General features: G+C 55.0%; 18 protein-coding genes and 1 other annotated feature. Of the genes, 8 read left to right on the top strand and 10 right to left on the bottom strand.

The features are described from left to right. Positions 1 to 29: 29 nt before the first annotated feature. Complete coding sequence (gene nspC, locus ACY1JZ_RS25040) at positions 30 to 1,157, bottom strand: carboxynorspermidine decarboxylase (protein WP_462631478.1); 1,128 nt, start codon at positions 1,155 to 1,157, stop codon at positions 30 to 32. Between the two features lies 1 nt (position 1,158). Further along, complete coding sequence (locus tag ACY1JZ_RS25035; protein ID WP_270166870.1) at positions 1,159 to 2,397, bottom strand: saccharopine dehydrogenase family protein; 1,239 nt, start codon at positions 2,395 to 2,397, stop codon at positions 1,159 to 1,161. A 695-nt stretch (positions 2,398 to 3,092) separates the two neighbouring features. Between ACY1JZ_RS25035 and ACY1JZ_RS25030 the strand changes: the two genes are divergently transcribed. Both ACY1JZ_RS25030 and leuA read left to right on the top strand, forming a co-directional pair. Next, the gene (locus ACY1JZ_RS25030) at positions 3,093 to 3,713 is read left to right on the top strand and encodes a peptidase E (RefSeq protein ID WP_462631477.1); all 621 of its coding nucleotides are present in this window, start codon (positions 3,093 to 3,095) and stop codon (positions 3,711 to 3,713) included. A gap of 65 nt (positions 3,714 to 3,778) precedes the next feature. Next, positions 3,779 to 4,044 (top strand) — a binding site (T-box leader). A gap of 71 nt (positions 4,045 to 4,115) precedes the next feature. Continuing rightward, a complete protein-coding gene (leuA, locus tag ACY1JZ_RS25025) occupies positions 4,116 to 5,789 on the top strand; it encodes a 2-isopropylmalate synthase (protein WP_462631475.1) in 1,674 nt (557 codons plus the stop codon). Between the two features lie 202 nt (positions 5,790 to 5,991). Here leuA and ACY1JZ_RS25020 read toward each other — a convergent pair whose 3' ends face one another. Continuing rightward, positions 5,992 to 6,495 (bottom strand): hypothetical protein, encoded by a 504-nt coding sequence (locus tag ACY1JZ_RS25020; RefSeq protein ID WP_462631474.1) that lies wholly within the window; start codon positions 6,493 to 6,495, stop codon positions 5,992 to 5,994. Positions 6,496 to 6,803: 308 nt separating this feature from the next. Between ACY1JZ_RS25020 and ACY1JZ_RS25015 the strand changes: the two genes are divergently transcribed. The 4 genes from ACY1JZ_RS25015 to ACY1JZ_RS25000 all read left to right on the top strand — a co-directional run bounded on the left by ACY1JZ_RS25015 (position 6,804) and on the right by ACY1JZ_RS25000 (position 10,731). Continuing rightward, entirely contained in the window at positions 6,804 to 7,481 is a 678-nt protein-coding gene (locus ACY1JZ_RS25015) for a response regulator transcription factor (protein WP_270172712.1), read from the top strand. Then, positions 7,478 to 8,857, top strand: coding sequence for a sensor histidine kinase (locus tag ACY1JZ_RS25010; RefSeq protein WP_462631472.1), 1,380 nt, complete (start codon positions 7,478 to 7,480; stop codon positions 8,855 to 8,857). Before ACY1JZ_RS25015 ends, ACY1JZ_RS25010 begins: the two co-directional genes overlap by 4 nt. A 66-nt stretch (positions 8,858 to 8,923) precedes the next feature. Next, positions 8,924 to 10,048, top strand: a complete 1,125-nt coding sequence (locus tag ACY1JZ_RS25005) for an ABC transporter permease (protein WP_270166859.1) — start codon at positions 8,924 to 8,926, stop codon at positions 10,046 to 10,048. Then, entirely contained in the window at positions 10,045 to 10,731 is a 687-nt protein-coding gene (locus ACY1JZ_RS25000; protein ID WP_462631470.1) for an ABC transporter ATP-binding protein, read from the top strand. The genes ACY1JZ_RS25005 and ACY1JZ_RS25000 overlap by 4 nt, the downstream gene beginning before the upstream one ends. Before the next feature lie 212 nt (positions 10,732 to 10,943). On the opposite strand, the gene ACY1JZ_RS24995 is transcribed toward ACY1JZ_RS25000, so the two are convergent. Continuing rightward, positions 10,944 to 11,138 (bottom strand): hypothetical protein, encoded by a 195-nt coding sequence (locus ACY1JZ_RS24995; RefSeq protein WP_462631469.1) that lies wholly within the window; start codon positions 11,136 to 11,138, stop codon positions 10,944 to 10,946. A 238-nt stretch (positions 11,139 to 11,376) separates the two neighbouring features. Here ACY1JZ_RS24995 and ACY1JZ_RS24990 point away from each other — a divergent pair, with 238 nt between their 5' ends. Then, a complete protein-coding gene (locus ACY1JZ_RS24990; RefSeq protein WP_462631467.1) occupies positions 11,377 to 12,201 on the top strand; it encodes a lipoate--protein ligase family protein in 825 nt (274 codons plus the stop codon). A 499-nt stretch (positions 12,202 to 12,700) separates the two neighbouring features. Further along, positions 12,701 to 15,802, top strand: a complete 3,102-nt coding sequence (locus tag ACY1JZ_RS24985) for an AfsR/SARP family transcriptional regulator (protein ID WP_462631466.1) — start codon at positions 12,701 to 12,703, stop codon at positions 15,800 to 15,802. Between the two features lie 179 nt (positions 15,803 to 15,981). On the opposite strand, the gene ptsP is transcribed toward ACY1JZ_RS24985, so the two are convergent. From ptsP to ACY1JZ_RS24955, 6 genes are all read right to left on the bottom strand, one after another. Beyond that, positions 15,982 to 17,742 carry a phosphoenolpyruvate--protein phosphotransferase gene (gene ptsP / locus ACY1JZ_RS24980; RefSeq protein WP_462631465.1) on the bottom strand — a complete coding sequence of 587 codons (1,761 nt, stop codon included), beginning with the start codon at positions 17,740 to 17,742 and terminating at the stop codon, positions 15,982 to 15,984. 24 nt (positions 17,743 to 17,766) lie between these two features. Next, positions 17,767 to 18,039, bottom strand: coding sequence for an HPr family phosphocarrier protein (locus ACY1JZ_RS24975; RefSeq protein WP_270166847.1), 273 nt, complete (start codon positions 18,037 to 18,039; stop codon positions 17,767 to 17,769). Positions 18,040 to 18,068: 29 nt separating this feature from the next. Beyond that, a complete protein-coding gene (locus tag ACY1JZ_RS24970; protein ID WP_462631463.1) occupies positions 18,069 to 18,521 on the bottom strand; it encodes a PTS sugar transporter subunit IIA in 453 nt (150 codons plus the stop codon). Between the two features lie 187 nt (positions 18,522 to 18,708). Then, complete coding sequence (locus ACY1JZ_RS24965) at positions 18,709 to 20,079, bottom strand: fructose-specific PTS transporter subunit EIIC (protein WP_462631462.1); 1,371 nt, start codon at positions 20,077 to 20,079, stop codon at positions 18,709 to 18,711. A gap of 75 nt (positions 20,080 to 20,154) precedes the next feature. Continuing rightward, on the bottom strand, positions 20,155 to 21,090 hold the full coding sequence (pfkB, locus tag ACY1JZ_RS24960) for a 1-phosphofructokinase (protein WP_462631461.1): 936 nt from the start codon (positions 21,088 to 21,090) through the stop codon (positions 20,155 to 20,157). Further along, positions 21,087 to 21,869: a DeoR/GlpR family DNA-binding transcription regulator gene (locus ACY1JZ_RS24955; protein ID WP_462631459.1), complete on the bottom strand. Its 783-nt coding sequence runs from the start codon at positions 21,867 to 21,869 to the stop codon at positions 21,087 to 21,089. The genes pfkB and ACY1JZ_RS24955 overlap by 4 nt, the downstream gene beginning before the upstream one ends. Positions 21,870 to 22,056: the final 187 nt, after the last annotated feature.

Genomic DNA, 22,056 nt, shown 5'->3' with positions numbered 1-22,056 from the left:
GCGTTATGTCACGGCCAGCTTGCGATGCACTATGCCAATCTTACTTTAAAATCCTCGTATCCGAACTGGCGAACGATACGGCAGTCGCCGTTCTTCTCCTTCAGGGCGATGGCCGGGAGCGGCATGCCGTTGAAGGTGTTCGTCTTCACCATGGAGTAGATCGCCATGTCCCCGAACACAAGCCTGTCCCCAGGCTGCAATGGCTGATCGAATGAGTAATCGCCGATCACATCTCCGGTCAGGCAGGTGGGGCCGCCCAGCCGATAGGTGTGAGCCTTCTCGCCCGGCTCGCCCGAGCCGTAGAGCGGCGGGCGATACGGCATCTCCAGCACGTCCGGCATATGGCAGGTCGCCGATGTGTCGACGATGGCGATGTCCATGCCGTTCTCATGCAGGTCGAGCACCGAGGTGACCATATAGCCGGCATCTAGCGCGACCGCTTCGCCTGGCTCCAGATATACGGTGAGGCCGTACTTGTCCTGCATCCGCTTGATGCAGGATTCCAGCTTGGCGATGTTGTAGTCTTCTCTGGTGATATGGTGCCCGCCGCCGAAGTTGATCCACTCCATCTGCGGCAAGAACTCGCCGAACCGCTCCTCGACCGCATCCAGCGTCGTGGACAGATCGTCCGAGTTCTGCTGGCACAGCGTGTGGAAGTGCAGGCCAGTTACACCTGCGAGCAGCTCTGGACGGAATTGATCCCGCTTGGCGCCGAAGCGCGAGCCTGGCGCGCAGGGGTCATAGATTTCGTGACCGATCTGCGTGGAGCACTCCGGGTTCACCCGAAGCCCCACCTTGCTGCCGGCCTGCAGCGCTCTGTCCTTATATTTCTCCAGTTGGGAGAAGGAGTTGAAGATAATGTGATCGCAGATCGACAGAATCTCGTCGATCTCGTCCTCACGGTAGGCAGGGGCAAAGACATGATTCTCCTTGCCCATCTCCTCGTGACCGAGACGTGCCTCATACAGGCCGCTAGCGGTCGTGCCGTTCAGATACTGCCCGATCAGTGGATACATGGCTGTCATGGAGAACGCCTTTTGGGCGAGCACGATCTTGGCTCCTGTGCGTTCGATTACGCCACCCAGAATCTTCAGATTGTGCTCGATGCGCTCTACATCTACGACGAAGCAGGGCGTTGGCAACTGGTCAAACCGCATCTTAGCGAACCAGCTCCGGCTGCTTGGCTTGAACGTGGTCATTGTCTACCAATACAGGATTGAAATCCTCTACCCATGGCAAGCCCCACTTGTTCAGCTCCTCCATGAACGGGTCTGGATCGAATTCCTCGATGTTGAAGACGCCAGGCTTATTCCATTTGCCAGTCAGGATCATCGCCGCGCCGATCATGGCTGGTACACCTGTAGTGTACGAGATGGCTTGGGAGCCAACCTCCTGATAGCACTCCTGATGGTCGCATACATTGTATACATAGTAGGTTTTAGGCTGGCCATCCTTTTTGCCTTGGAAGATACAGCCGATATTGGTCTTGCCTACGGTACGAGGCCCCAGAGAAGCCGGGTCTGGCAGCAGAGCCTTCAGGAATTGCAGCGGGATAATCTGCTTGCCTTCGTATTCGATCGGCTCGATGGACGTCATGCCCACATTCTCCAGCACCTTCAGATGGGTCAGGTAGCTCTGGCCGAATGTCATGAAGAAACGGATACGCTTCAGCCCAGGCATGTTCTCAACCAGCGATTCCAGCTCTTCATGATACAGCAGGTACATGTCCTTCTGGCCCACTTCAGCGAAGTCATAGACGCGCTTGATTTCCATCGGCTTCGTCTCTACCCATTCGCCATTCTCCCAATATCTGCCGTTAGCCGATACTTCGCGGATGTTGATCTCCGGATTGAAGTTGGTTGCGAACGGATAGCCATGGTCGCCGCCGTTGCAGTCCAGAATGTCAATATACTCGATCTCGTCGAAATAATGCTTGAGCGCATAAGCGGAGAATACGCCCGTTACACCTGGATCAAAGCCGCTGCCCAGCAGAGCTGTAATGCCAGCCTTCTCGAAGCGCTCGCGATAGTCCCACTGCCACTTGTATTCAAATTTAGCCGTATCCAGCGGCTCGTAATTTGCAGTGTCCAGATAGTGAGTCTTCGTTGCCAGACAAGCGTCCATAATGGTCAGATCCTGATAAGGCAGCGCCAGGTTCATGACGATGTCCGGTTGGAATTGCTCGATCAGGGCGATGAGCTCGTCCACATTATCGGCATCGACTTGTGCCGTGGAGATTTTCGTTTTACCGCCATCCAGCTTCGCCTTCAGCTCGTCGCATTTGGACTTTGTACGGCTTGCAATGCAGATTTCAGTGAAGACATCGCTGTTTTGAACGCATTTGTGAATCGTTACCGAGGCTACGCCGCCGCAGCCGATAATTAGTGCTTTGCTCATTGGGTTTTAGCTCCTTGCCATTGTGTATTTTGGTATGGTATCTGCCGCTTGCTATCCTTAGCAGGAAAATGTCCCGATAAATAAAAAAGCAAATGCAAATACGCTGGTCGCGCATCACACTTGCTTGTAAGTATAATCACCAATTAAAAAGTACAGGATTCACCTGTTACAAAAGCAATCCAAGATTACTTCCGTAAGGGAGCTCTTTAATATTCGGAATATACCATAAAAAGATCAGAGTCTATATAGCAAATAATCACTTTTACCACTCTTATTGACCGTTTCACAAGTTGATGTGCGAGATGCACAGGTTATAAAGTAACCAACTTATAAAATTTGAGTATTGAACTCAATCAATAAGGCAACTAAAGTTGCCGATCGGCATTTGACCCGGCTGTCCGTATGGCCTTAACATTCTGTGAAGAATGTGGTCAAAAATTATCTGCTTTAAAGCTCCAGATATACTGAATATTAGCTCGCTTTCTTAGCACGTAACTATATTATCACAAAATCGAAATTTGGCAATAGGAAATTTATGATTTGTGCGAGGAGCGCTGCACCCATTAGTAACTCAGGAAAAAGAAGACCGGGGCAGCATAGACACGCACAAGAGTATGGTTTTTGGAGCGTGATTAGGAATGGACATCATTATGCTCTATACTATAGATAGAATAACTAGGAAAGGAGCCACCGCAATGATAAAACTATGCTTAGTCTCCTCGTTTATGGATGCGAAGGATATTATTGCACAATTTGTGCGCGACCTGAATGGCAGTACGGTTACCTTTATTCCCACCGCAAGTGCAGTAGAAGAGGTGACTTTCTATGTGGATGCGGCGAGAAAAGAGCTCAGACAAATGGGCCTGACCGTTGATGAACTCGACCTCTCAGCGGCCTCCAAGGAGGAGATTGCCTCCAAAATCCAACATAATGACTACATCTATGTCACGGGCGGCAACACATTCTACCTGCTGCAGGAATTGAAAAGGACCGGTGCTGATCAAATGATTATCGATGCGGTTCGTTCCGGTAAACCTTATATCGGCGAATCAGCCGGCTCGATCATTACAGCAGCGAACATCGAATATGTGCAGGAAATGGATGATATACGCCAGGCGCCGGGCCTCGATAATTGCGATGCATTAGCCTTGGTTGATTTCTACACGGTGCCGCACTATACCAATCCGCCGTTCAAAGAAAGCGCTCAAAGCATCCTTGACACCTACTCTTCCAGGCTGGAGCTATCCCCTATCCGCAACGACCAGGTGATCATGGTGGATGGCGATGAGGTTCAGATTATAACCGTGGAGGCTTGAGCTGCCGGGACTGCAGATTTCACTTGACACTACGTCGCGGGTGAGATAGTATAAATCCAAATAATTAAAATACGTCGAAAAGGAATAGTACAATTGTCGAAGCGTGCAGAGAGCTGCTGACTGGTGCAAAGCAGCCGTGGACATGATTGGAACTCGCCTTGGAGTTGCTCACTGAACCCGCTGTATTAGGTGAAGCCGGAGCCTGCCCGTTATCTGCAGGAGGGTATGAGGATTGCGTACTGCTGCAATTCTGTATCCATTGAGTGCATGCCGGCTACGGCGTGAATTCGGAGTGGTACCGCGTAGGATGTCCAAGTCCTTCGTCTCTGTGATATGGAGATGAAGGGCTTTTTTGTGTTCAGTCGATGGTAGATAATCTGTAGGAGAAGGGATGGATATGGGATGAATAATGTGAACAAGTACTCTAGGGGGTACTTTATGCCACCGGAGACCAGCTTGAACTGGACGCAAAAGGAGTACATTACGGAGGCGCCAATCTGGTGCAGCGTCGATCTGCGCGATGGCAACCAGGCGCTGATCGTGCCGATGAATCTGGAGGAGAAGCTGGAGTACTTCAAGCTGCTCGTCGCTGTCGGCTTCAAGGAGATTGAGGTGGGCTTCCCTGCGGCATCGGAGACCGAGTTCGCCTTCCTGCGCACGCTGATCGAGCAGGATCTGATTCCCGATGATGTGACGATCCAGGTGCTCACCCAATCGCGCGAGCATATTATCCGTAAAACCTTCGAGTCGCTCAAGGGGACGAAGAAGGCTGTCGTCCATCTGTATAACTCGACATCGCTGGCACAGCGCGAGCAAGTCTTCCGCAAGTCGAAGCAGGAGATTATCGATATTGCCGTGAACGGCGCCAAGCTGCTCAAGCAATGCGCGGAGGAGACGGAGGGCAACTTCCAGTTCCAGTATTCGCCGGAGAGCTTCACGGGTACGGAGATTGATTTTGCCCTGGAGGTATGCAATAGCGTGATTGACGTCTGGCAGCCAACAGCAGAGAACCCGATCATCATCAATCTGCCGTCAACCGTGCAAATGTCGATGCCGCATGTATATGCCAGCCAGATCGAGTATATGAGCGGTCATCTGCATCGCCGGGAGCATGTGATTGTATCGGTGCATCCACATAATGACAGAGGCACGGGGATAGCGGACGCTGAGCTGGGGATGCTCGCTGGCGCGCAGCGCGTCGAGGGCACGCTGTTCGGCAATGGGGAGCGGACAGGCAATGTAGACATCGTGACGCTGGCGCTTAACATGTACTCCCATGGGGTGGACCCGAAGCTGAACTTCCACAACGTGCCTGACCTGATCGCCGTATATGAGCGACTGACCAAGATGAGAGTAAGCGAGCGGCATCCCTATGCAGGGGAGCTGGTATTCACGGCCTTCTCCGGCTCGCATCAGGACGCGATTGCCAAGGGGATGAAGTGGCGCGAGGACGAGCAGCCGAAGCATTGGTCGGTTCCGTATCTGCCGATCGATCCGCTCGATATTGGTAGAACCTATGAGGGGGATATTATTCGCATTAACAGCCAGTCAGGCAAGGGCGGCATCGGCTACGTGCTGCAGTTGAAGTATGGTCTGGATCTTCCGGCGAAGATGCGCGAGAACTTTGGCTACTTCGTCAAGAATGTCTCCGACCAGAAGCAGAAGGAGCTGCTGCCGGACGAGATTCACGATATTTTCATGCAAGAATATGTAAACATTAAGTCGCCGGTCGAGTTTGTGAAGTACCGCTTCGCTGATAATGATGATTACCAGACCACGGTGACGATTCGCATCGACGGTGAGACGAAGGAGATCGCGGGTACCGGAGACGGCCGACTGGACGCAATCAGCAACGCGCTGCAGAGCGAGCTAGGCGTAGCGTATTCCGATCTGAACTATAAGGAGCACGCACTGGAGCTCGGCTCCAAGTCGCAAGCCGTCTCCTATATTAGCATCACAGCTCCGGGTGGAACGGTGCATTGGGGCTGCGGCATTGACGTTGATATTATGACCTCCTCGGTCAAAGCGCTGTTCAGCGCAGTGAATCAGTTGAGTCGCCAGACAGTGAACGCATAAGCGCTAGCGGGACCAAAAGCGCCGCGAACAATAGGCGTGCCGTCTTTAGATTCCTGATGCCCCGTCTCCCGGACGGGGATAATCAGGAATCTCATGGCGGCACGCCTTGTTTTATTTTCTGTTTCCCTATCTCATGCGGTGTCTTGGTTGAAATACTGATGTGTTTATGGGAAGCTTAAACATTTAATCGTAAAACGTGGCGCTACGATTCCAACTGATTAACTAAAATGTTTTTTCTCTTTATCATCCCATAATAGTGGTAACTAATTTCAAGCCTATCGATTCTTTCTTGAGCGGTGACAAGCAATCCATAATGAATTGGAACCTGGTTATCTTTCTTTTTTAGAAGTTGCTGCACTTCCTGCTCTGTTAGTTGCTTGGAGAGTACACCTTCATTAAGAGGAACAAACTTGGCTTGACCACTTTGCTCAATTCCGGCGGAAACCACTTGTCCCGTATAACTCATGACGAAGCTTTCTTGTTCGGGCTGGACATCCCCATTCACGATAATATTTACTATTTTAATGTCTTTAGACCCCATATTCGACAAGGAGATATACATTTTATTTTGTTCACTGTTTGCCGCGGACCAACCCTCAATTTTTAAAGGATCGTTTAACCATACATAGGTATAGAAGGATAATACGCCTATAATAATTATACTTAATAATATCATTAGCCACTTAGATATATATTGTTTTGACATTAGATAGCTACCTCTAATATAAAATTGGGTTTCCCTTTCAATAGACTTTCTCACTTTCTTATGGCTAGATCATTTTGCACCATAGTCATTTGACAATACTTTATCATAGCTCAACTAAAAATTGAAACATTTATTTTTTTTGTAATAAATTTCAATTAATATAACTCCTCGGTCAAAGTGCTGTTCAGCGCGGTGAATCAATTAAGCCGCCTTGAAGTTAGCGATTTCATCGTAAGATGCTCTCCTTGTTCTTGCAATCCCGGCTATGCTACCATACGAAGCAAATACGTATACGGGAGGTGTAGATGATGAAGCATGTGCTGCTCGCTGATGACGATCCAAGCATTCGGACGCTCGCTGGGTATGTGCTGCGTCGCGAAGGGTACCGAATCTACGAGGCGCAGGATGGGGTGGAGGCGATGCAGGTGCTGGAGACGAATCCGGTTGACCTGGCGATTATCGATGTCATGATGCCGCGGCTGGACGGGCTGGAGCTATGTGCACACATTCGGGAGCATTACGATATGCCGATTATTCTGCTGACCGCCAAGGATCAACTGCGTGACAAGGAGCAAGGCTATGCTCAAGGCACCGACGATTATGTGACCAAGCCGTTCGAGCCGGAGGAGCTGGTCTTTCGGGTGAAGGCGCTGTTTCGTCGCTACCATCGGGTCGCGAGCGATGTGCTTCGCTTGAACCGCATAACGATCGACCGCCAGAGCGTCGAGGTGACCGATGGTGTCTCGGTCTTGCTGCTGCCGATGAAGGAATTCGAACTGCTCGCCCAGCTAGCTCAGTATCCGGGTCGGCTGTTCTCTCGCGACGACCTGATCCGTCTCGTATGGGGAGCAGACTATGAGGGGGATGAGCGGACTGTGGATGTGCATATCAAGCGTCTGCGCCAGCGGTTCGCCGATTACGCCGATGACTTTACCATTCAAACGGTGCGGGGCATCGGCTATAAGATCGAGGTGAAGGGCAGGTGAAGTCGCTCTATTCTCGTGTATTTCTCATTACGCTTCTGGTTATCGCGGCAAGCAGTCTGCTTGGATTTCTGCTGTCGAATATGTACTACCATATTCAACTCAAGCCCTACAATGATAAGAAGCTGATCGGCATAGCGGAGCAGATGAAGGCATATATCGAGGCGGAGCCTGCTGATATGGAACGTTACCTGCACCATGCTGCCTCGCTTGGGTATGAAATTTATGTGACGGACGGCTCAGACGAGGGACGCTTCTACGGGCGCAGCTTCCGCGAGAAGGATCTGGATCCGAAGTCAATCAGGCTGGTGCTGGATGGCGGCATCTATCATGGTGTGGCTCAATTCCCGAACAAGCCGTTCATCTCCGGCTTTTTCGATAATCAATTAAGCAACACAGTCGGCGTCCGCGTCCAGGGCGCGGATGCGACGTATGCACTGTTCCTGAGGCCAGATGTGCTGCTGCAATTCGGGGAACTGCGCACGTTCTTCGCAATGATCGGCGTGCTGACAGTCGCACTGAGCGTGCTGTTCTTCCTGATCAGCACGCGCTATCTCGTCAAGCCGATTACGCGGCTTACCGAGGCGACCAAGCGCATCGCCCGGGGCAGCTACGAGCTGCGTCTGCCGACGCGCAGAAGGGATGAGATCGGGCAACTGGCAGAGCATTTCATGGTGATGAGCGGGGAATTGGAGCGTGCCGACCAGGCGCGCAAGCAGTTCGTCTCTAATGTCTCCCATGAGATTCAGTCGCCGCTCACCTCCATCCAGGGCTTCGCCCATGTGCTGGCTCAGCGGGAGCTGCCTGCTGAGGAGCGTATTCATTATGCCACGATTATCGAGGCGGAGAGCCGCCATCTGTCGATGCTCAGCAAGCAACTGATGACGCTGTCTGCACTGGAGCAGGGGGCTGAGCGGCTGCACAGGCATCCTATCTTGCTGCGCCGTCATATTCGGCAGGCGATTCAGGTGCTGGAGTGGCAGCTTGAGGAGAAGGAGCTGCTGCTCAAGCTGGCTGTGCCGGAGTCGCTCACGATCTATGGCGACGAGGTGTTGCTGACGCAGGTATGGATGAACCTGATTGGCAATGCCATTCACCATATCCCGACGGGAAGCAGTATCGAGGTGCGCGCAGAGCAGCAGGGGGGGCACATGGTCATTTGGATCGAGGATACGGGCGGAGGAATTGCCCCCGAGCACCTGCCGATGGTGTTCGACCGCTTCTACCGCGCTGATCCGGCCCGTGACCGCTCAAGCGGCCGCACCGGTCTGGGGCTGGCGATTGTGAAGAAGATTGTGCAACTGCACGGCGGCCGGATCGAGGTGAGCAGCACGGTTGGCACCGGTACTTGCTTCACGGTAGAGCTGCCCCATTTGTAATCCGCTATTCATATGCCGTTCATGTTCGCTTCCTACACTGGGGACATACAGGAGGAGGGAAGCACCATGTATCTGGCGATTCGAGAGATGAGATTTGCCAAAGCTCGCTATTCACTCATCGCATTGATTATGCTGATGGTGTCCTTTCTGGTGCTATTCGTGACCGGACTGGCACAGGGATTGGCGTATGACAATGCGGCATCGATTCAAAATATGCAGGCGACCCACTTTGTGATGGAGCAGGGGGCCAATCAGCGGTTCACCCGCTCGCTGCTGTCATCTGAGCTGCTGGCGCAGGCGGAAGCGGTGCTTGGCGCGGCGAGTGCGGAGCCGCTGGGTATCCAGATGGCGACGCTCACTCCGCAGAACACCACGCTAAAGCTGGATGTGGCCTTGCTTGCGGTTCGTCCGGGCGGCTGGCTCATGCCGGAGGTGACAGAGGGAGCAGCAGAGGTGCTTCAGGGAACGGGACGTGTCCTCGTCGACGACTCGATGAAGGAGTCAGGCATCACAATCGGCACGATTCTGACCGATCATGCATCGGGGCGACAATGGACAGTCGGCGGCTTCGTGCGACAGGAGTCGTTCAGCCATGCGCCTGCCGTATTGGTAAGCGAGCAGGACTGGCAGCAGTTGCAGCAGCTTCGCTCCAGCAAGGGCGCAGCTTCCTTGGCGAACGAGACGTCCTATAATGCGATCGCAGTTAGGGCTGACGAGGGGCAGGCGCGCAAGCTTGCCGCGCAACTACCTGATGCCGAGATGGTGGTCAAATCGGCGGCAATCGATGCCATCCCAGGCTATAAGGAGGAGCAAGGCTCGCTGATGATGATGATCGTCTTCCTCTATATCATCTCGGCCTTCGTGCTCGCTGTATTCTTCTATGTGATGACCATTCAGAAAAGCAGCCAGTTCGGCATCCTGAAGGCGATCGGCACGCGCGCCTCCTATCTGGCTCGCAGTGTGGCACTGCAGGTGCTGCTGCTGGCGGCGGGGAGTCTGGCTATTAGCGTACTGCTTGTGCAGGTGATGCAGGCGGCGCTCCCGGAAGGGATGCCGTTCCAACTGCAGCCGTCAGTGCTACTGCTGACCTGCGGCGCTTTTCTTGCCATCTCGTTACTGGGCTCCTTGCTGTCGGTGTGGCAGGTCAGCAGAATCAACGCGCTGGACGCGATCGGGAGGACGGCAGCATGAAATACCGGCTAGAACTGCGTCAGGTGACGCACAACTTTGATGACGGCGGTGTACAGCGAACCATTCTTAATCAGTTGAATGTACACGTCGCGGCAGGCGAGCTCGTCGGCATCGTCGGGCCGTCCGGCTCAGGCAAGAGCACCTTCCTGTCGATTGCGGGGGCATTGCTGGAGCCAACCAGCGGCGAGGTGCTGGTGGATGGAGAACGGATAGCAGGGAAGTCGAAGCAGGAGCTGGCGGATCTGCGGCTGCGCAAGCTGGGGTTCGTGTTTCAGAGCGCTCATCTGGTTCCGTATCTGAAGGTCGAGGAGCAGCTCCTGCTGGTGGCGAAGCTGGACCATGCAGGCAACAGGGAGGCTGCGGAGCGTGCCCGCGGGCTGCTGGAGCATCTGGGCATTCGCCACCGCAGCAAGGCCTACCCGGACAAGCTGTCCGGCGGGGAGAGGCAGCGTGTAGCGATCGCCAGAGCACTCATGAACGATCCGGCGGTGCTGCTGGCCGACGAGCCGACAGCCAGCCTGGATGCGGCACGGGGGATGGATGTGGTGCGTCTGCTGGCTCATGAGGCGAAGGCGCGGGGCAAGAGTGCGGTCATGGTGACGCATGATGAGCGGGTGCTGCCGCTGTGCACCCGCGTCCTCTATCTGGAGGGCGGCCAGTTGGCCGCACATCAGGGGATGTAGGCGCTGCTGTAACTTGGCAGATAGCGCCTCAAGCTCCGCCGCCCCGGTAGGATCACTTGGACATCTCTGTCCCAGGAGGCATCCTCGACTAGGAGCCCGTGCCCACAAGTGTCAGAGCATGATCATGATCACGCCAGAGACCAATAGGCGGTATGCCGTGCGAAGGGGCCACCCGCAGACCGAAGGCGCCGACTGGCTGCTGCTGCGACCCATCAGTTCGAGATCCAGGTCAGCTCGCTAGGATCGGCTGAATATGCCATCACTGCGCCTACCAGAGCGACGATTAGCGTCAGGACGGCGAACCATTTGGTAAATCTCAAGCCAATAGCGTTCTCCCACCACAAGATGCCATAGAAAATGACCCCCACCACGACAATAATCAGGAAGGTGTATAATGCGTTCATCATGTTAACAGTCCTGCCTTTCTTCTACGTTACAATGGCTTGCATTCTCTCATCGTAGCGGAATGGCTGCATGGTCTCCATACCTACAATGATATATCTTTCGCCCGAAGTGTTGTGATTGTTACAGACCGCTGCTGCTTCCTCCAGGCTGGGGCTCTCCCGACCCGCCTGCTGCGCTGGAAGCCTCATTTTTATGGTACACTGTCACTACCTAATGACCATCGCGAAAGGTGGAATCAACATGATGGAGCAAGATATGCTGCTTGTGGACCGGATGAATGATCTTGCCGCGCATGATCCGCTCTATTCCTTTGCGCTGGATGAGCTGCTGTGCCGCCGTACAGGTCGGGGCGGGCCGGCAGTATGCCATATATGGCGGCATCCGCAAGCCTTCATATTAGGTGCGCAGGACGCAAGGCTGCCGTATGCGAGGGAAGCAATGGATTGGCTGGAGTCTGGCGGCTGGCCGGTGGTGGTGCGCAACTCGGGTGGGGCCGCTGTGCCACTCGATGGCGGGGTTGTGAATCTCTCGCTCATCCTCCCGAATGCCGGCCTGCAGCATGGCAGCTACCGGAGCGACTTTGAGCGGATGTACGCTCTGATAGCCTCGGCATTGCAATACACAGGGCGGAAGGTGGAGAAGGGGCTGATCAAGGGCGCGTACTGTCCCGGAGATTACGATCTGAGCATCGAGGGAGTTAAATTTTGCGGCATCGCCCAGCGTCGTCAGGCGAAGGCGACCGTCATTCAGGCGTTCGTGGTCGCTGAGGGCTCCGGTGGCGAGCGCGCCCGGTTTGTACGCTCCTTCTATGACATGGCCTCCGGTGGTGACGATTCGCTCGGTCACCCGCTGGTTGTCCCTGGCAGCACGGGTAGTCTGGAGGAGCTGGCGGGGCTGGGGCCGATGGCGGGCTTCGTCTTCGCCGAGGATGTGCGTTCTGCGCTCGCCCCCCGGCTGCTATGGCCGGGAAGCACAGCCTGGACGGAGCAATCTCCGCTCCCGGAGCAAGATGAGATTGCGGCTGCAGTTGACATGCTTCGAGCGCGTTATGGAGCAGAGGAATAGGCAGAGCGGCAGACACGTGGCTTGGTGAACTGTTGTAAGCTGTCGGTTATGCCATGGCGCAGGTGGCAGTCGCCGCCCATCATGGCGACGAGGTGACCAGGCATACCCCGGCAATCGATGGAAGGCGAAAGTTGTAATCTGTATTTTAGAAGTGCGAGCACTGGGGTGATATCCTGGTGCTGGCGCTTTTTTGTGTAGATATAAGAATTTAGCGAAAGGAAGCTTAGCCGTCAAGGACGGCGACAGCCGTTTACGCTTGTTTCAGCAAGATGTCAAGGAAGGCGACGGGATGCCGTGTCTTTCTCATAAGTTTGGAGCTTAACGCAGTATACATTACATAAAAGGTTATGAAAATGCATGAATTCGACTTACATATAGGATACTTCGTATTTTTTCGTTATAATACGAGTAGCGATAGGTAAAAACGCTTCACACGTTTACATCATGTATCGATGTTCATCATGTTTTGCATAATTAAGGATAGTCGGAGGGTTGTACCGTGATTGTGAGATCCAAACTATCGATTCCCTATGCCCGGAATGAGCTGATCTCCCGGACAGAACTGCTGCGAGTGCTTGACGAAGGCATGACAGTGAAGCTGACATTGCTCTCGGCTCCTGCGGGATACGGCAAGACAACAGTGCTCAGTGAATGGGCCAGACTGCAGGGTGACAGCGTGATATGGGTCTCGTTGGACAGTCAGGACGACAGTTGGACGGTATTCTGGGAATACCTGCTGGCGGCGCTGCAACAGAAGATGCCTGAATTCGGTCATTCGGTGCGTCCCATTCTCGATAATGGCCCCTCCGCATCTGCCTTATCTCCGCAGCCGCTTGTGTCTGCGCTATTGAATGAATTGCTCCTGATTTCCCACAGCATCACCATCATTTTCGATGATTTTCATTTCATATCCACCCCGGCTATTCACAAATCAATGAGTTATCTGCTGCAGCATCTACCTTCTCATGTCCATCTTTATATTGCGAGCCGCACAGAGCTGGTGTTGCCTACTGCTCGGATGATGGCTCAAGGCGAGATGAGGCATCTTACGATGCACCACCTGCGGTTGGGGCTAGAGGAGGGACAAGCCTTCTTGTGCAACTCGACCCGACTTGCTCTATCGAGTGAACAGGTTGCAGTGCTGTACGGGCAGACAGAGGGCTGGATCAGCGGCCTGCAACTGGCTGCAATCTCGCTCCGCAGCAGCCGCAACATTGCGGAGACGATCCAGCAGTTCTCCGGGCATCAGAGTCATATTGCCGCGTATTTACTGGAGGAGGTATTTCGGAATCAGGATGAGGGCCTGCGTGAGTTTTTGCTATCCACCTCGATCTTGAGCCGCATGAATCATGCGCTCTGCCATGTGGTGACGGGGCAGCCGAACTGCCAGCAGCAGTTGGAGCATCTGATGCAGTTGAATTTATTTATTATTCCGCTGGATGAGCATCAGTATTGGTTTCGCTACCACCACTTGCTGTCTGATTTTTTGCAGCAGCAGTTAGAGCGCACAGCACCGGTGCAGAAGAGGGAAGCGCATGTACGTGCAGCAGGCTGGCTGGAGGCACAGGGGCTGTATGAGGAGGCGGGCGAGCATTACCTGGCTGGTCAACAGTATGAGGATGTCGTTCGCATTATCGAGACGCATCTGTTCGAGCTGATCTATAAGAAGAGTGCTGTTCTTGGGAAATGGATCCTGCAGGTGCCGGAGAAATGTCTGGAGGAGCGTCCGATGGTACTCATCCTATACTTGCAGCTCATGGTGGGCAATCGCAGGTGGAAGACGCTGGATGGGAAGGTTAGCGCAGCCATTGAGCGCTGGAAGGCGCAGCAGCACAAGATGGTTGTGACGCAATGGCGGGAGATTATGGGCAATCTGTATTTCCTGAAGGCAAGCTCCAGCTATATTAATAAGGATTTGCAGCAATGCAATCTTTACTTTGACCTCTCCGACGAATACTTATCTGAGCAAAGCCTGTTCCAGCTAATGGGGCGCAACAAGCATCATGGGCTGGAGGAGTTTGATGATCACTCTGGCTATATTAATCACTATCATGAGCTATCCGACTTCTTGACGTATCGGCTCCAGCAGTGGGGGCATATGAAGAACCATCCGTATGGCAGTTCGATGCGAGCCTCGCAAAGCAAGCTGCTGTACGAGTGGAATCGGCTGAAGGAGGCGGAGGCTTGTATTCAGGGGCTGATGGATGAAGTGAAGTCTGACCCGATTCCACGCATTCTGCTCCAGATCTATATCAGCGCCTCACGTATCCAGCAGGCCCTCGACCGCCCTGACGAGGCGATTGAACTGCTCGACCAATTAACGATGCGGATTGACTCGCCAGATTATGAAGCGTATATGCGGAAGATCGGGGGCGAGAGAGCCAGTCTGCTCATCCGCCAGGGCCGAGTGGACGAGGCCAGCCGCTGGCTGGAGCATTGCGGCATGTCGCATCAGGACGACCTCTCGCTGGAGTGTGTATTCGAGTATCTGGCCTTAGCCAGAGTGCTGTCAGCATGCGACCGGACGGAGGAGGCTCTCCTGCTGCTGGAGCGGCTATACCTGCTGCTGGTCAAGGAGGATCGGCTGCGAGATTGCAATCTGACGCTCATCATGCAGAGTGTGACCCTGTATCGTATCGGTCAAAAGGAACGCGCATTCGAGCGTCTGGAGAAGGCGCTGCGTATGGCGCAGCATGCTGGCTTCATCCGCAGCTTCATCGATGAGGGCCCGGTGATGGTGGATCTGTTGACCGAATACACTAGTGGTCATGAGCAAGGTCATCATCGTATACGGCCTGGCATGATGCTGAATTATGCGATGATCCTGCTGCAGGCTCTGGATAGGGGGGCGGGGACTCCACGCCAAGAAGAACTGCCCGCTACGGCCAAGGTATATTGCTTCGGACGCTTCAGTGTACAGTCCGGCGAGCAGGAGATGAGATGGCGCACCTCGAAAACTCGTGAGCTGATGGCCTATCTGGTGCATCATCAGGGAGAGCAGGTGGACAAACATCGCATTCTTGAGGATTTGTGGGGAGAGCTGGACGGGGATCGCGCTGGGACGCATTTGAATACAACGCTCCACTTTTTGCGCAAGGGCCTGCAGGCGATTGGTCTTGACGATATGATTCGCTACAGTAACGGTTACTATAAGCTGGACATGCGGCGTCTGCCCTGTGATTATAGCAGCTTCCGCGCATTAGCCGAGCAGGGAGCCCCTGAGGACATCCAGCGTCTTGAGGGGTATGCTCTCGAACTGGGGGCGCTCTATAAGTCAGGGTACCTGGATGGGAGCAGTTATCCCTGGGCCACGGCTGCACAGCGGCGATTGGAGAGCCAATATATTGAACGGTTGTTGCAGGTTCAAGAGCGGTACGCTCAGCAGCGCAACTATTCATCCGCGCAGAGGGCGCTGAAGCAGGCGCTTGCCTGTGATCCATTGCAGGAGGAGGTGCACGTCAAGCTGATCGAGATGTATGTCGCAGCGGATGAGCGTGCCGCGGCGATCAAGCAATATGAGGAGCTGCGCAGTATACTGGATGCGGAATTCGGCATTCCGCCTAGGGCTGAGCTGGCGGCGCTACTGCAATTCAGGGAGTAACGGCAGGTCGGCCAGCAGGCAAGCAAGTATACAAAAGAGAAGGAACGGGCAGCGCTGCTTAGCGACTGCATCGTTCCTTCTCCTGTCTTATTTCCATGCGATGAGTCAGGGCGTGTCCTCCAACCCGCTCAAGGGGCAGCGTTCACCGCCCTTTCGCCCTATGCTGTGTTAGCTGCCCATCAGTTCGTATGAACAGGGGCAGTATGAGCTGAAGAAGTCGTCTGAAACGCCGTGAGTGCCTCGCGCACCTCCTGCGGAGTGTCCAGCTCCAGTACACGCGCCGTCAGCGCTTCGCATTCGCTGCGGTTCAGTTGAGTGACGGCATGCTTCACCTTCTGCAGCGCTGACGGGGACATGCTCCATTCATGCAGGCCGAGCCCGATCAGCAAGGGAGCCGCCAGCGGGTCACCTGCCATACTGCCGCACATGCCCGTCCATTTCCCGTGCTCCTTCGAGGCGCGGATGACGTTCTGGATTAATCGCAGCACTGCAGGATGGAAATAATCGTACAAGCCTGAGACCTGTTCATTCATCCGATCCACTGCCACGGTATATTGCACCAGATCATTCGTCCCGATGCTGAAGAAATCAACCTCGCGCGCGAAGCGATCGGCCTGAATGGCGGCCGATGGAATCTCCACCATGATGCCAACCTCTACATGCTCTGCAATCGGCACCTGCTCCTGAAGCAGTTGGGCACGCACTTCATCATAGATTGCCTTGGCTGCACGCCATTCCTGCATGCCCGAGATCATCGGGAACATAATCTTTACGGTGCCATGTGCGCTCGCACGCAGGATGGCGCGGAGCTGCGTGATCAGCAGCTCCGTCCGGTCAAGACAGAGCCGGATGGCGCGGTAGCCCAGGAAGGGATTCATCTCATGCGGCAGATCGAGATAAGGAAGCTCCTTATCACCGCCTATATCCAGTGTGCGGATGACGACCGGGCGCCCCTCCATCGCTTCGAGGACAGCGCGATAAGCCTCGTACTGTGTCTGTTCGTCCGGCATCTCACTGCGGCTCATGAATAGAAATTCTGTCCGGTACAGCCCGACAGCTTCCGCCCCTTTGGCCACCAGACCAATCGCTTCCTCAGGCGTGCCGATATTGGCGGCCATCTCGATGCGATGACCGTCCACGGTTACAGCAGGAACGTCGGCGTATTGCATGAGCAGCTCCGCCTCTTCCTCCTGATGTGCGCGCTTCGCCTCATAGGCAGCTACCGTGCTCTCGCCTGGATGGATGACGATCTCCCCGGTGCCGCCATCGATGGCCAGCCAATCGCCATCCTCGATGCGGTCGATGCTATCACCGGCACCCAGCACCGCTGCGATGCCGAGCGAGTTGGCGAGGATCGCTGTATGCGAGGTTTTGCCACCGATGCGGGTGACAAAGCCCAGCACCAGTCGCTTGTCGAGCTGTACCGTATCCGATGGGGTCAGGTCATCGGCGACGATGATGACCTCCTCTTGAATGTCCGCCAGTCCCCGACCGGCCTGACCCGTCACATGCAGCAGCAGCCGTCCGCCGATGTCGCGGACATCGGCCGCGCGCTCTCGCATATACTCGCTTGCCAGGCTCTCGAAGATGGCTGCCGTGCGCAGAACGACAAGCCGCACTGCGCTCTCGGCCGCCCATTTCTCCTGCAGGATGGCTTGCTCCATCGGCGGGTAGAACGAAGGATCGTTCAGCATGCTGGCCTGCCCTTTCAAGATAACGGCCTTCTCCTCGCCCAGTGTGGCAGTCGCCTGCTCGATCAGTGCGGACAGATCGTCTGCGCATCGTTGCCGTGCCTGACGCAGCAGCTCCAGCTCTTGCTCAGGCTGCTCTGTCTTGCGCTCCTGCGCATCCTCAATCCGCAGCGGATTATAGACGAATGCCCGCCCGATGCGCGCTCCGTCGGATACACCAAGCGCGGTCCATCTCGATTCCATACTCATAACCTCACCTCCTGTGGCTCACCATTATGCCTCGCCAAAGCCGCTCTCTACCAGTGCAACCAGAGCCGTGAGCGCTTCCTGCTCATCTGGTCCATCTGTGCGGATCGTAATCTCCGAGCCTTTGGACAGGCCCAGAGTCATCAGTCCAAGGATGCTCTTGCCGTCCACATCGATGTCTGTGCCTTTGACGATGATGGATACGGTCGAGTTGAAGCCGGTTGCCTTCTCGGTGAAGAGCTGAGCCGGACGAATATGAAAGCCGCTGTCATTGCGGATTACAGTATCTTGTGAAATCATGCATCGTTCCTCCTTGTCGTGTTCTTGGATTAAATGCCGCTTAGCAGTTCGATCAACTGCTCCTTGCTTGTGACTGACAGCAGCTTCGAACGGAATTGGTCATCAATCAGCTTGCGCGAGATGCCAATCAGAATCTGTAGATGCTCATTGCCGGCAGCGGCCTCGGGAACAGCGATCATGAAGGCGACCTGCACAGGCTGGCCATCGAGCGAGTCCCAGTCGACCGGAGCTGCGAGCTTGGCGAAGGCAAGTGCCGGTCTGGATACGCCAGCCGACTTGCCGTGCGGGATGGCAACGCTAAAGCCGATGCCTGTTGAGCCGCTCTGTTCGCGCGCATGGAGTGCTTCCAGATAGGCGCTGCGGTCGCTAACAGCACCGGCAGCAACTAGGCCATCCACCATTGCCTCCATAACAGATGCTTTCGTAGTGGCTTCGAGTGGGATGAAGATCGATTTGTCGTCTAACAGGGTCGTAATATTCATATACAATTCCTCCTGATGTCTGCGCGGTGGAGCGCAATATAGTGAACCTTCAAAGTTTGTAGATCGTATCCGGGTGATCAATGAAAGGCAATGCTATGACTAATACGAACGAAGCGGATATGGCTCGCTTGCCAGCCCTGGCTGTAGTCTGGCGAGCGGAGCCGCCCTACGGATTAGAGGGTATCTTTTATCCTTCGACGGGCTTCTTCAGTAATTTAAGCATCAGGGCAGTGACGATCGTACCGACGAGAATGGCGATACCGTACATCAGCACATGGTTGACTGCATTCGGAATGGCAAGTACGAAGATTCCGCCGTGAGGCGCCTTTAGTGTGACGTCGAACAGCATCGATAATGCTCCGGTGACCGCCGCTCCCGTCATAATCGATGGGATGACACGGAAGGGATCACTTGCAGCAAATGGAATAGCGCCCTCCGTAATGAAGGAGATGCCGAGCACCGCCGCTGACTTGCCCGCGTCCTTCTCCTCCCGTGTGAATTGCTTCGGCGCGAGCAGTGTTGCCAGCCACAGACCTAGCGGCGGGGTCATGCCGGCAGCCATGACAGCCGCCATCGGGCCGGTCACATCACTTGCAAGCAGACCGACAGCGAAGGCATAGGCTGCCTTATTGACGGGGCCGCCCATATCAAAGGCCATCATCGCACCCAGCAGCAGGCCGAGGAAGATGGCATTGGCAGAGCCGATCGAGGTCAGCCAGCTTGCCAGACTGTCCATAATATATTTTACTGGTTCGCCAATAACATACACCATTAGTAATCCGGTCACGCCGGTAGCCAGCAGAGGGATGATAAGGATCGGCTTGAGTCCCTCCAGGTTGCGCGGAAGCTTGATGTATGTCTTCAAGGCTTGAGCGACATAGCCGGCCAGGAAGCCTGCCAATATACCGCCGAGGAATCCGGCGCCGATCTGCGAGGCCAGCATACCGCCGACTAGTCCGGGCGCCATGCCTGGCTTCTCGGCGATGGAGAAGGCGATGAAGCCGGCAAGTATCGGCACCATGAGCGCCATCGCCGCGCCGCTGCCGATATTCATCAGCGCCGCTGCCAGCGTGCCCTGCTCCTTGAACGCTTCGATACCGAAGGTGAAGGACAAGGCGATCAGCAGCCCGCCAGCCACAACGAGCGGAAGCATCGCCGATACACCGGTCATCAGATGCTTGTAGGGTCCCTTGCGCTCCTTGCTCTTGGCCGTGGTCGTCGCGGCTGAAGCTGCTGCGGCCTCCGACGGCGCAGCCTCCTTCGCCAACGCTTCATCGATCAATCCAGCCGCATTGCGGATCGCCTGGGCTACCGGCACCCGCACGACAGGCTTGCCGGCGAAGCGGGCTTCATTGACATCTGTATCCGCTGCTACAATAATGGCGTGAGCTTCAGCAATCTCCTGTGGAGACAGCTCGTTCTCGACGCCGACTGCGCCGCGCGTCTCGACCTTGAAGTCCAGTTCCCGCTCTCTAGCGACCTTGAGCAAAGATTCGGCTGCCATATAGGTGTGGGCAACCCCGGTTGGACACGCGGTTACCGCCAAAATCTTCTTCATTGATTTTCCTCCCATGTTCATGGTTTATTCTTCATTCGTCGCACACACGATGTGGATGGCTCCACTTCCTTGACGCTACAAATGCTCCAGCGAGACGGCTGCCAGCTTCGCTTGAACCTCAGCCAGCGAGCATACTTCGGTTCCGGGCTTAGAAGCGGTGACCGTTCCTGCTGCTGTCGTCCAGCGCGCGGTTTCCTCCAGCGTCTTGCCTTGCGACAGGCAGTAGGCCATCGCCGCGACCATCGAGTCGCCTGCGCCGACGGTGCTCATCGGCGTAATCGGGAACGGTCTGGCTCGGTATACCTCTTGCTCTCCAACGAGGATCGAGCCTGCTGCTCCCATAGAGACAGCGACCAGCTTGATGCCCCCAGCCTGCAAGCCGCGCGCAGCCTCAATCACTTGCTCATCCGTAGTTAGCGTGCGTCCTAGCAGCGCCTCCAGCTCGTGAATGTTCGGCTTCACTGCATAGGGCACCGCCTCCAGCCCCGCAGCGAGCGCTGTGCCATCGGCATCGAGGATCGTCGGCACGCCATGCGTGCTGGCGATGGCAATCAGCCGTCCGTAGAAGTCCGGCGGCGTTCCCGGTGGCAGGCTGCCTGCCAGCACAAGCAGCGAGGTATTCCTCATGCTGGCATCGAGTTGGTTGACCAGCTCAGTCAGCAACGACTCGCTCGGGGTAACGCCTGGTTCGTTCAGCTCAGTCGTCTGCCGTGTCTCCTCGTCGACGACCTTCAGATTGGTGCGACTCTTTCCTTCCGCCTCCAGGAAGTGTGCGGGAATCTGAGCCGCCTCCAGCATCTCCATCAGCATTCGGCCTTCATGTCCGGCCTGAATGCCCCATGCGCTGACCGGAGCGCCGAATTGCTTCAATACTTTGGCTACATTAATTCCTTTGCCCCCGGGATCGGTTCGTACTGTCTTAATCCGGTTCAGTCCGGCTGGGATAAACTGCTCGACCGTCACCGTTTTGTCCAGCGCGGGATTCATCGTAACGGTTATTATAGGTTTCATTGCCCTCGTTCCTTTGCGATTGTGACTTGTATTCCCTCGGACTCCATCTCCTGCACTGCGCGAGCGGAGATGCCATCGTCAACAATAATATGATGAACCTCCGACAGATCGGCTACCTTGGCAAAAGCAACCTTCCCGTACTTGCTGTGATCGGTTAACAGATAGACCTGCTTCGCTGATTCCATCATCATCCGCTTCGTCTGCGCTTCAGTCAGATTCGGCGTCGTCAGCCCACTCTCGGGGTCAATGCCATTGATGGCAAGGAACAGCTTCTCGACCCGGACAGAGGCAATCGCCCGATCGGCGATCGGGCCTACCATCGCGAGTGTCTCATGTCGTAGCGACCCTCCGGTCATGACCAGCTCGATCATCGGCGACGAGTGGAGCTCTTGCATGACCATCGTCGAGTTGGTGACGACCGTCAGCTTGCCCAGACGCTTGAGCCGTTTGGCCAGGCGATAGGTTGTGGTGCCCGAATCGAGGAAGATGGTGTCCCCCTCCTGGATGAAGCTCAGCGCTGCTTCCGCGACCAGCTCCTTCTGCTCAGAGAGCCGATCCTCCTTCTCCACGAAGGACGGCTCTCTGCTGTCCTGCAGCTCCAGGGCCACTGCCCCGCCATGTGTTCGCCGCAGCAGCTTCTCTCCCTCCAGATCGCGAAGATCACGGCGCACGGTGGACTCGGACACTTGGAAATGAGCGGCCAGCTCCGGGACAGAGGCCCGGCTGCGAGTCTGTACATATTCGGCAATTTTACGCTTGCGTTCTTCTTCAAATAGCATTTGCAGTGCCCCTTTCATTCACTCATGAAGCATTAAATCTACAAGGGAGTGGGGAGGCTTCCCCTATTCAAGAAAGTGCATGCTCATTTGCGACTATTAATGATCATTTATTATTGATTATGATTATATACGATCATAATTTCTTTGTAAAGCGATTCCATATTTATAAATGAGCATAAATGATCAT

This window comes from Paenibacillus sp. J5 (assembly GCF_054955055.1).
Note: the sequence above shows the minus strand (reverse complement) of the source record. Positions and strands in the feature narration are given on the sequence as shown.